This is a genomic window from Deltaproteobacteria bacterium (assembly GCA_030654105.1).
GTDB lineage: Bacteria > Desulfobacterota > SM23-61 > SM23-61 > SM23-61 > JAHJQK01.
On the sequence record JAURYC010000287.1, the window covers coordinates 1 to 10,501 of the forward strand.

At 50.3% G+C, this 10,501-nt stretch carries 12 protein-coding genes; 9 read left to right on the forward strand and 3 right to left on the reverse strand.

What is annotated here, in order from left to right:
- Window positions 1-241: 241 nt before the first annotated feature.
- From Q7V48_12330 to Q7V48_12350, 5 genes are read left to right on the forward strand one after another with little or no spacing between them, the layout of a single operon-like run.
- The gene (locus tag Q7V48_12330) at window positions 242-775 is read left to right on the forward strand and encodes a 4Fe-4S dicluster domain-containing protein (protein ID MDO9211514.1); all 534 of its coding nucleotides are present in this window, start codon (window positions 242-244) and stop codon (window positions 773-775) included.
- A gap of 25 nt (window positions 776-800) precedes the next feature.
- Window positions 801-2,291 carry a hypothetical protein gene (locus tag Q7V48_12335; GenBank protein MDO9211515.1) on the forward strand — a complete coding sequence of 497 codons (1,491 nt, stop codon included), beginning with the start codon at window positions 801-803 and terminating at the stop codon, window positions 2,289-2,291.
- Window position 2,292: 1 nt separating this feature from the next.
- Complete coding sequence (locus Q7V48_12340) at window positions 2,293-3,549, forward strand: FAD-dependent oxidoreductase (protein MDO9211516.1); 1,257 nt, start codon at window positions 2,293-2,295, stop codon at window positions 3,547-3,549.
- Window positions 3,546-4,292: a 4Fe-4S binding protein gene (locus Q7V48_12345; GenBank protein ID MDO9211517.1), complete on the forward strand. Its 747-nt coding sequence runs from the start codon at window positions 3,546-3,548 to the stop codon at window positions 4,290-4,292. Before Q7V48_12340 ends, Q7V48_12345 begins: the two co-directional genes overlap by 4 nt.
- A 1-nt stretch (window position 4,293) precedes the next feature.
- The gene (locus Q7V48_12350) at window positions 4,294-4,932 is read left to right on the forward strand and encodes a hypothetical protein (GenBank protein MDO9211518.1); all 639 of its coding nucleotides are present in this window, start codon (window positions 4,294-4,296) and stop codon (window positions 4,930-4,932) included.
- Window positions 4,933-5,002: 70 nt separating this feature from the next.
- Here Q7V48_12350 and Q7V48_12355 read toward each other — a convergent pair whose 3' ends face one another.
- Window positions 5,003-5,920 carry a zinc-binding dehydrogenase gene (locus Q7V48_12355; protein ID MDO9211519.1) on the reverse strand — a complete coding sequence of 306 codons (918 nt, stop codon included), beginning with the start codon at window positions 5,918-5,920 and terminating at the stop codon, window positions 5,003-5,005.
- A 127-nt stretch (window positions 5,921-6,047) separates the two neighbouring features.
- On the opposite strand from Q7V48_12355, the gene Q7V48_12360 reads away from it, so the two are divergent.
- Window positions 6,048-6,359 carry a hypothetical protein gene (locus tag Q7V48_12360; protein MDO9211520.1) on the forward strand — a complete coding sequence of 104 codons (312 nt, stop codon included), beginning with the start codon at window positions 6,048-6,050 and terminating at the stop codon, window positions 6,357-6,359.
- A gap of 27 nt (window positions 6,360-6,386) precedes the next feature.
- Here Q7V48_12360 and Q7V48_12365 read toward each other — a convergent pair whose 3' ends face one another.
- A complete protein-coding gene (locus Q7V48_12365) occupies window positions 6,387-6,668 on the reverse strand; it encodes a TIGR04076 family protein (GenBank protein MDO9211521.1) in 282 nt (93 codons plus the stop codon).
- Window positions 6,669-7,062: 394 nt separating this feature from the next.
- Between Q7V48_12365 and Q7V48_12370 the strand changes: the two genes are divergently transcribed.
- Window positions 7,063-7,770 carry an enoyl-CoA hydratase/isomerase family protein gene (locus tag Q7V48_12370; GenBank protein ID MDO9211522.1) on the forward strand — a complete coding sequence of 236 codons (708 nt, stop codon included), beginning with the start codon at window positions 7,063-7,065 and terminating at the stop codon, window positions 7,768-7,770.
- A gap of 113 nt (window positions 7,771-7,883) precedes the next feature.
- Here Q7V48_12370 and Q7V48_12375 read toward each other — a convergent pair whose 3' ends face one another.
- A complete protein-coding gene (locus tag Q7V48_12375; GenBank protein MDO9211523.1) occupies window positions 7,884-8,681 on the reverse strand; it encodes a DsbC family protein in 798 nt (265 codons plus the stop codon).
- A gap of 189 nt (window positions 8,682-8,870) precedes the next feature.
- Here Q7V48_12375 and Q7V48_12380 point away from each other — a divergent pair, with 189 nt between their 5' ends.
- Window positions 8,871-9,389: a cobalamin-dependent protein gene (locus Q7V48_12380; protein ID MDO9211524.1), complete on the forward strand. Its 519-nt coding sequence runs from the start codon at window positions 8,871-8,873 to the stop codon at window positions 9,387-9,389.
- A complete protein-coding gene (locus Q7V48_12385) occupies window positions 9,374-10,333 on the forward strand; it encodes a radical SAM protein (protein MDO9211525.1) in 960 nt (319 codons plus the stop codon). Before Q7V48_12380 ends, Q7V48_12385 begins: the two co-directional genes overlap by 16 nt.
- The last annotated feature ends 168 nt before the right edge of the window (window positions 10,334-10,501 follow it).

Genomic DNA, 10,501 nt, shown 5'->3' on the forward strand with positions numbered 1-10,501 from the left:
TAACATCAGATTAGGAAAAAGTCCCTAGTTTCGAGCGGCGGTTTTAAAATTCTGGGATAAGGGGGGTATGGATGGATCAATATTTAATTACTTAGGCCTGACCCTATTTCCTATTTCCGGTAGGGGAGGGATTGGAAGGAACGATATAGGGATCGACGAGTTTTTGTTTGACAAGGATTTAGTGTTTGGTAATATTCAACAATAATTATACTTCCGTTTTAAGCAACCGCTAGGACCCTCTATGGATAAAAAATCCAATGCTGCCCCAAAAAGGAAAGAAATTTTCGTCAGAATCGATCGGTGTGTGGCCTGTAAGACCTGCGAGATCCAATGTGCTCTAAAACGCTCCTCCCTTTCTCAAAGGTTGCCCGAGGCCATTTATGAAGCCGTTTCTCCTATGCCCCGTCTGCAGGTTCAGCCGATCGGAGACCACGGTTCCCTTCCCATTCAATGCCGCCACTGCGAGGATGCGCCTTGCCTGGACGCCTGCCCCTCGGGGGCGCTGCAAAGAGAAAAAGACGGGCTGGTGGTTATGCAAGGGGGGAAATGTATCGGTTGCTGGATGTGCTTGATGGTCTGCCCTTTCGGGGCCATCAAACCATTCCGGGAATTCAGAAAGGCCATCAAATGCGACAGTTGCCTGGGCATGGAGGAGCCCTATTGTATTGCCCACTGCCCCACGGGAGCTTTGGTATTCATGGCCAAGGAAGAATTCCTGAAAGAATACGGGGAAGATATTAAACCAAAGCTCCAAGCTTATCTGAAAGGTTTATAACTTTTAATCATCGTAAGGAGAAGGAATGGAAAGCGTGATAAGGAAAAGTTTAGGTCCCGATGGCAATCAATTAATTGCCCGGGCGAACCAGAAAAGCATCCCTCTCCTCTGGGACCGGTATGAATCCCAGCTCCCTCTGGATGGGTTTGCGGAAAACGGTCTGACCTGCCACGATTGCCTTTACGGCCCCTGCCGGATCAACCCTTTTGGGGACAAACCCACCCAAGGAATCTGCGGAGCAGATCGGCAACAAGTGGTCCTGCATTCCATATTCCAGGTAGTACGAAAAGGCGTTCTGGAAAGTGCCCGCGAACTCTCCTTTCCCGCGGCCAGAGAGAAAGCCTGGGAGGGCTTGACCTTGCCGGATCCGCACTTTGCCGATAAAAGCTATCTTACACTTTCCTTGATGAACCTGTTGAAGTTAGGGAATGTACAATATCAAATCTCCGCATTGGCCTCCAAAGCCTTCCAGAATAAGAAAAAGGGCCAGCGCCATCCTCCCCCCCAAAGCCTTGACCTGCGCACCGGAGCGAACATTTTTCTGGAAGGAGGTGCGCCGATAACCATAGTGGAACGCCTGCTGCAAGGCTTTCGTAAGGAGAAAAGTGAGCTGCGTCTTCTGGCAGGGGAAGGAAGCGAGCATTTAAGGAGGTGGGGGGTCTGGGTGGTTAGCTTGGGCCACCCAGAACTCATGTTGTTAACCGGGGGTATCGATGCCCTCGTCATGCACAACCAGGGCAGGGAACCTTTTCTGGCCAATTTGGCCGAGCAGCTTGGCATTAAGGTTTTTCGAGCGGGGACCGATTCGGCTGGCATGGCTGCTTTAACAGCCCGAAAAGCCCTGGAAGCTTTCCAGTCGAGGGTTAAAAGAGGGGCCGACCCTTTCCCGCCGATCCTGCAACTTCCGGGAGAAGAGAATACCAATAAGCTTTTGGGCCAAGCAAAAAAAGTGGGGGCCCTTCTGAAATCCAAGAAGCTCCGGGGGGCAGCCATCCTGCTGGGGGAGTTCAACGTCAAACAGACCTTCTTCGAGAGGACCCGCACGATCATCCAGAAACTTTTAAAAGAGGATGTGCTGGTCTTCATCGGCGGGGGGCTTTTTGCCTCTCAACCGATCTTGGAGAGTCTCATCGAGCCAGGGATAGGAAAAAAATTAAAGGCGTTCCTTGAAGAATTGAATGAATCGAGTCCCCTTTTTGGGTTTGGTTCAACTTATGAGCTGCCCGGAGTGATTGAATTTTTAAGTTCTTTGGACCCCCGGAAAGGACTGAAAGGAATTCGGACAGTGGCGGTATTTCCCGAAATGCACCGTTGGGCTTCTGTATCCTGGGCTTTTGGCCTTCTCTCCCTGGGAATTCCCGTCCAAATCGGCACTCGACTCCCCTTTTGGGGAAGCCCAGAACTGGCAGAAGTCTTGGTAAAAAAGCTGAAGGGGATTTGCCGGGCCGAATTCTTAGTGGCTCCTTCCCTGGCCGGCCCCGAAGAACAAGCCGAAGAAATACTCCGCCAGCTATAATATGAGTAAGAAACGTTTCGTCATTGTAGGAAATAGTGCGGCAGGCCTTGCTGCGGCCCAAACCATTCGCTCCGCTGATGGCCAGGGGAAGATTTTTATCATAACCGATGAAGAAAGCCCTGCCTATTCGAGGATCATGCTCCCTCTGTATATCGCCGGGCAGGCGAATAGAGAAGAAATGGCCTTGGTCCCAGAAAGTTTTTACCAAGAAAAGGGGATGGTAATAAAAGCCCAAACCAAGGTCCTGGCGATCGACCCCTCCCGCTGTTCCATCTCCCTGCAAAGTGGGGAAAATATTCCTTATGATGAACTCCTCCTGGCCACAGGAGCCTCTCCTTACTTGCCGCCGATCGAGGGGATCCATATGCCGGGGGTTTATCCGCTGAGGACCCTTAAGGACGCGGAAAGAATTTTGGCAGCTTTATCCTGCATTCAGGGCGAAGCAGTGGTTTACGGAGGAGGTCTGGTAGGCCTCAAATGCCTGGAAGTGTTGTTCAACCGGGTGGGCCAGGTTCGGTTGATCGTTTCCTCGGACCAAATTTTATCCATGATGTTGGATAAAACGGCGGCCGCAATCCTCCAGAATCGATTGGAAGCCCAAGGGATAAAAGTACACCTGCAAACGGAGCTGGTGGCATGCCAGGGAAAAGGTTCCTTGGAAAAAGTGGTTCTGGCCAATGGCCAGGAAATTCCCTGCGGGCTCATGATCGTGGCCAAAGGCGTGGTCTCCAACATGCAGCTGATTGAGGGTACTTCCCTCCAGGCCGAAGAGGGTATCCTGGTGGACAAAAGAATGGCCACAGGAATTCCTCATATCTATGCCGCGGGTGATGTCTGCCAGCCTGACGATCTTCTGGGCGAAGGGAAAAGACAATTCCCCCTATGGCCACTGGCAGTGGAAGAAGGAAGGGTTGCGGGAGCGAATATGGCTGGAGTGCCTCAAGTCTTTTCCGGGGGGATACGGATGAACGCCCTGGAGCTTTTTGGTCTCAAAGTCATCTCCATGGGAATCATCGAAACTCGGCCGGGCCTGTTGGTTACATCCCAGAGTCGCCAGGACGGGGCTGGATATCGAAAAATAATCTTCAGTGGATCTCGCCTTAAAGGTTGTATCATGCTGGGAGATATTAATGGAGGGGGAGTGGTCGAAAGTTTAATCCGCAGTCAGCAGGAGGTAGACGAAATTTTTATCCAGAAGGTTGTGGAAGGAACAATATCTTATGCCCATCGGCTGTGGTCCTGGGGAGGGAGTGAATGAAAATTGATGCCGAGAAGTGCGTAGGTTGCGGCAAGTGCGCCTCTTACTGCACCATGCGTGGAAGTATCATGTCCTTCGGGCGGAACCCCAAGAACCCTGCCAAAATCTATGCCGTAATCGATGAAAAAGAATGCGTAGAATGCTGCGTGTGCTTGAGGAGCGGAGTGTGTCAGCAGGAAGCCCTTTACCAGCCGGAGCTAAGCTGGCCGAGGATTGTCCGGAAGAACTTTAGTGACCCCTTGAAGATTCATCCGGAGACCCGCATCCCCGGGAGGGGGACCGAAGAGATGAAGACCAACGAAGTGACCGGCCGGTTCAAGAGAGGTTTTTACGGAGCCGCGCTGGAGATGGGCCGTCCTGGAGTCGGAGCCTGGTTCAGGGATGTGGAAAAAGCCGCCATGGCCCTTGCCTCTCTGGGAGTGGCCTTTGAGGAAAACAATCCGGTTACCAAGCTGATGACCGACCGGAAAACCGGCCAGATAAACCCGGAAGTGCTGGAGGAAAAAGTCCTGTCGGCGATCATCGAATTTCTCATCCCCCAGGAAAAATTGCCCACCCTCTTAGAGGCCTTAAAAAAAATTGCGGAAAAAATTGATACGGTATTCAGCGGGGATATCATTAGCCGGGTGGAAAAAGATGGTTCTATTTCCTACCTAAAGGTTTTTCAAGAAGGCAGCCGCTTCCTTTCTATAACCGGCAAGAGCAACGTTGGCTTAGGGCGTCCTAAATATCGGGAGGATTGAGATGACTCATACGCTCCATCGCCGGGGAGACCGGGAAAACCTAAGCGGTGATTATATCGTCTTCACCATGTCCGCCAAGGGATTCAATGAAGAAGGTTCCGCAGAGAAGATGAAGAAGTTTTTGAAGATCCTCCTGAAGTATCATCCCGTGAACTTTGGCGATATGATTACAGGCAATTGTTATGTGAAATCGGCCGAGGAGATTTGGCACAACATCAACACGACTTCTATCATCCATGCCGTGTTCACGGACGAAGTGACCGTCAGTAAAATCTTACGGGAGCTGAGAGCAAGAGATTTGGGGCTCTCGGTGGTGGTGACGGGAATTCACGAGACCACGGAGGAATGCTGCCAGGAGGCCGGGCTGCAGAAGCATACCGTGGAACATTCCATGGGCATCTTCGGTGATCTAAACCGCTTACCGGAAGAGGCTGTCCTGCAACTTTCCACCATGTGCGGACATGCCATGGTTCCCGCCAATCTGGTCTTGCGGATGGTCAAAGAGATCAAAAAAGAGAAAAAATCTTTCCAGGATGCCGCCCTGGAGCTGACGAAACCCTGCCATTGCGGGATCTATAATCCGGCGCGCGCGGAAAAGCTTCTGCGCCGGCTCGTGCCCTTGATGACGTACGATTCCTGAGGTCCACTTGGTGCGGAGCTTCCCAGGAAACTCGACCCTTCTTGAGGAGGCGTAAACCAGAAAGAGGAATTCAGGGCTCGACCAGGATTTTGATTTCGTCCTTTTTTCCAACCAGAACTTCAAACCCTTCCGTAGATATTTGTTCGAGGGGAATGATCCTGGTAATAATCGACTCAGGTTTGATCCCCTTTGATTCGATCCAGTCCATGGCCAGAGAAGGGTTGATGGAATTGGTGCCCATCATCGTTGTCTCCCGGGTCACGAATCCAAGCATGTGGAGGGGAACTCGGTCAGTAAAAATCCCTTGTACAATAACCTTCCCTTTATATCGTATGGAAGCCAGACAGTCCTTCAGGGTAGATTCCACCCCAACGGCCTCGATGGCCACATCCACTCCCCGCCCCGAAGTAAGCTCTTTGATCTTGGCCGACGTTTTGTTTTTCAGGGGGTTAAACACCAAAGTGGCGCCCAACTCTTCGGCTTTTTTCCTTCTGTTCTCCAGAAGGTCCGTCATATAGACCGTCTTTACACCAATCGCTTGCAGGCCCAGCAAGAGCATAAGTCCCACCGGACCGGCGCCGGCAATCAGGACCGTATCGCTCGATTTAACGGCCCCCTGTTCGATGGCATAGGCAGCCCCGGCGAGTGGCTCCACTACCGCCGCTCTTTCCCAGCCCATGTGGGGGGGAATCTTCAGCAGCCTTTCTTCCGGACAGACCAGACATTCAGCGTAACCCCCCTTGGCGAAAGCGATGACCCGATCTCCGACCTGAAATCCTTTGACCGCCTGGCCGGCCTCAACAATTTTACCGCAAGCTTCATGCCCGAATGGGCTCTGGGGAAAAGGGCCGTGCAGGTATTCGTGCAAATCAGAGCCGCAAATGCCACAATATTGAATCCTGATTTTTACTTCTTGAGGTCCGGGGTTCGGCTCTTCAACTTCTTCCACCCGGACATCTCGAATGCCGTGGTACACAGCCTTTTTCACTACGGTCTCCTCCCATCGGTTTATGGGGATTTAATGGCGAGAATCCCCTTTGCTTTTAAGATTAACAAATAAAAACAAGGTGTGTCAACGATGGAGAAGACGAGAGGGAGAGACGCTAATAAATTTCTTGACTTCTTCCCAGGGATTTTCTAATTTTCAAGCCATGGAAGACACTTGCAAGAAAATTCTTCGGGAGGTCATTCCTCTCCGGCCTACGGAAGGCCAGAGCAAAGTCATGCCCTTAAGGCAGGCTTTGCAGAAGTATGTTCAACCCGGCATGGCTCTCCATTTGGGGACTGCCTCCATGCCACCCATCGCCAGCATTTACGAATTGACCCGTCTTTTCCGGGGTGCGGACCCTCAATTTACTCTTATTACGTTGGGTTTAACCACCATCTATTCCCTACTGGTCCATGCTGGGTTGCTGCGCAAGGCGTAAAAAGTAAAAGAGCCTACCGATATCCGTTTATTTCTTCATTCGCCGTAGCTCGATTTTAACGGCGTTCGCCCGGTCCATGCATTCGAGCTCGACAACGTCCGGGCCACCCCATTCGACCGGGAATCCGCCTCCAAACTGGAGCATAATGATATAGGGAAAGATATCATGGTAGAAGAAACCACACATTCCCCCCGTCTTATGCCCGTCAAGTTCAATCTGCTGCCCAACTTTATGCCCCGCGTTGCAATGGCCCTTTATACTTTTGATCGTGCCCACCACCTGATACCCGATTCTCTTTTCTTCGGCCATGTTAATGTACCTCCTGGACTCTTTTAATTCATTTCCGTGAAAAGATAGGAAGAGAACATACTGCTATCCAAAAACCTAATGAAACAAAATTGATGGGTTCGTCAACCAAGACAGGAACGAGATAGACGATTGAAAACCTAAATGAAAAAAGGCTCGGTGTCAAGGATATTTTGATGCCATTGAACCAAGAGGAACGGTGGAGCAACCTTAACAACATCTTCCCCATTCACCCGTTGAGAGTCGCAAGGAAGTAAAACAATTTTTTCTCTGCGTTAATCTACATGATATGATTGGGGCACTTGAGTCCACTAAATTTAAGCCCCCTCACCCTTCCCCTCTCCCTCGCAAACGGGGGAGAGGGCAAAAGTACTTTAACTAATTGGGAGGTTGCCGAATGGCCAAAGTAGAATTCATTTTGGATGAAAAAGTGGCGGTGGTCAGTTTGAATGATGGGGAGAACCGGTTCAACCCTGAATTTTTAGAAGCCTTTCTCCGGGTTTTGGATACCATCGAGCAGGAGACCGAGGCCCGCACGCTTGTTGTTCGCGCAACGGATGAAAAAATTTTTTGCAACGGCATAGACTTGAACTGGATAGCTCCGCTTCTAAAATCCGGTGAGAAGGAGCCCATTAAAGCTTTTCTATTCAAATTAAATGATCTCTTTAAAAGGATTCTTCTTTATCCCATGCCCACCATTGCCGCCATCACCGGGCATGCTTTTGCCGGCGGGGCCATTTTGGCCTGTGCCTTCGATTTCCGCTTCATGCGGACGGACCGGGGGTTCTTCTGTTTTCCCGAGGTAGACCTCAATATCCCGTTTCTTCCCGGGATGATTGCCTTAATCAAAAAGGCCATTCCGATGTATAAATTTGAGGAAATGCAATATACCGGCAAGCGCTTAACAGGCCAGGAGTGTGAAGCGCACCATATTGTGATGAAAGCCTGCCACATCAATGACCTGATGAACGAGGCCCTGGCGTTCGCTAAGACTTTGGATAAGCAAAGAATGATCATCCGGCAGATGAAAAAGCGGTTGTATAAAGACATCATCCGGACTATTGACGAAGAAGATCCTCTCTATATAGCCACAGGGAAACTTTAGTGCTTCTTGCAAAAATTCGCGTAAGATGCTTTGGGCATTTGGATTCCGCCTTCGTCGTAGACCGGCGGCCAGGGCGATGGGCGCCGGCAGCATCGGCACTATTTTTAATTCATTTATCGGCCCCCCGGGATGAGGGCGATGATTTGATTGGCAGGGAGGGTGCCGCTATGCACTCTCCCATCGGAAAACACCAGGGTGGGGGTTCCGGTAATACCAAGCGATTCAGCCAGTTTTATGTTGGAATCGATTTCCTTCGTATCACATTCTGTTCGAAAAATTTCCTTATGGGCATAAGCATCTTCCAGCATCTTTAAGGATTGGTTACACACGATACTCTTCGATTTCCAGTAGGCATCCTGGTGAAAAGGCAAGGGGAAAAGAATGAGGTAAAAGGCAATGTCTTTTCTTTCTCTCACAACCTTCTCCATCTCTTGATGGAGTGTCTTGCAAAAAGAACAATCCGGGTCGGTAAACACAGCCACCTTTTGGGGGGCCAGCCGGTTGCCCATGACTAAGGGGGTAGTCAACGGAATCCGGGAAAAATCTACCTTTTTACTCTCCTGTAACTTTTTGAAATGCTCCAAGGTTATGTTCGACCCACTTTTGATTTCAATGATGGGACCGGGGATGAGATATTTTTTGGAAAAATCTACGTAAAACAGGCCCCTTTTCCCCTTATCGTCAACCGATATCTCCCAGAGCCCCTTGATCGGACTTAATTCAATATTGAGGATCTCCGCTTGCGGTTTTTTCATTCTTTGTAAAATTACTTTCACGTCCTGGTCATTGAGGGAATGACACTTGGCACAATCTCCTTCGCAGCCGGTAGGGCTGAAAGCATGAAGACGATCCGATTGGTTTGGGGAGTTTAATAAAATTAACGTCAGAAAAAGAATGGTAAATTTTGACATGACTAACCTTTCACAGTCTTTTTGATTTATTTTAAAACAAATCGAAACAAAATTCATCCTGATTTATTCCTCATACCCAAATCCGCATTCCGCATTCGGCATTCCGCAATCTGTAATACCCTTAATCCTGCCTTCATTGACTATTTGGAAAAGGATGTATATGATCGAAAAAAAAATAAGGAAGAATTCATGCGCATCCTCTTGGTTAACCCACCCTATCCCGTATGCGAAAGCCTCACTATGCCCCTCGGGCTCCTCTACCTGGCCGCTCGGCTGGAAAAAGCCGGGCACGAGGTTTTTTTGGAGGATGCACAACTCTGCCGTTCGCCACTGAGGCGTCTGAAACGCACCCTTCAACGTTTGGATCCACAGGTTGTGGGGATCACTTCGTTTTCGATCAATCTCGCCATGGCCTCACGGATGCTGCAAATGGTGAAGCGACTTTGTCCCGGTGCTGTTACGGTATGGGGGGGACCCCACGTTTCTTTCGCTGATGAAGATATTCTCCGGCATCATACCTGGGTTGATGTAATCGTCCGGGGAGAAGGAGAGGAGACCCTGGTTGAATTGATGGAAAAGGTGCGAGAGAGTAGCCGGCGTGGCATCTGCTCAAACTCTCCCAGTATAGAGCTTTCGGGGATGGAGCGAGCGTCCTTACCTCCAGGGGCTGCCCTCACCGGTGTGTCTTCTGCGTGGGCCGCAAGATGATCGGGGCCAAAGGCCGGTTCCGCAGCCCAGCGTCGGTAGTGGATGAAATGGAGGCCCTGGTAAACCAGGGGTTCCGGCGCATCCGGGTGGAAGATGACCTGTTTACTTTCCGGAGGGAGCGGACCTTGGCCATCTGCCAGGAGTTGGACGATAGTGGTCTTGCCGTAAAATGGCGAGCCTATGCCCGGGTAGATTCAGTCGATCCGGAACTCTTGTCGCGGATGCGCCAAGCGGGCTGCGAACGAATCCTCTTTGGGGCTGAGAGCGGAAGCCCGGAGATCTTACAACATATCCGCAAAGGTATCACCCCAGAGCAAACTCGCCGGGCGGTGGAGATGGCTCGCGACGCGGGTATTGGAGTCCTGGCTTCCTTCGTATTAGGTCTTCCGGGTGAAACTCCCCAAACCTTGCGCCAGACCTTAAAATTTGCCGACTCCTTGCGGGTTCCTTATAGCCTGAACCTGCTTACCCCGTACGTGGGAACCGAGATAAGAGAGCAAGCCGCGGAATGGGGAATCCAGATTCTTTCCAGCGACTGGAGTCTCTATGGGCAAGGACATCCTATAACAGCCACTCCGACTGTTAAGCCGTGGCATCTAAGTAGGGCTGTGAATAATTACCGCAGAGGTATAAGCCAATATTTACAAGATCTCCTGGAGGCGGAAGGTCGAGGGAGGCTCGGCAAGGAGCATCGGGATGAACTCCAGCGTTACCGCCACTGGAATTTTTTGCGGCGCCTGATTGGAGAAGAGATCTTAGAGCGTCATGGAAACACTCTCCGGGAATCCAATGGTTTGAAAGGTCCGGTTAAATCTATCGCTCCACGCTTAGGAATGAAAATAAGGGAAGTGGAAAAACATTTGCAACCTCTTATTCAAGAAGGAAATATTTGTCTCCAACCTATTGCTCAAGATAGGGTGCAGTGGGAATGGGCCGAGAATTGAATTCCAAAATCACAAAACATGTAAAAATCAAGTCTTGATCCGCTGAACACTATCAATTTTTTCCTGAAAGCATCGGTTGAAAGATTTTGACAAAGGGTGTAGGTTTCGAATAAGCGTCATTCTGCTGCGAAGTTGCAGAATGACGCTTATTCGTAATCATAAACGAGT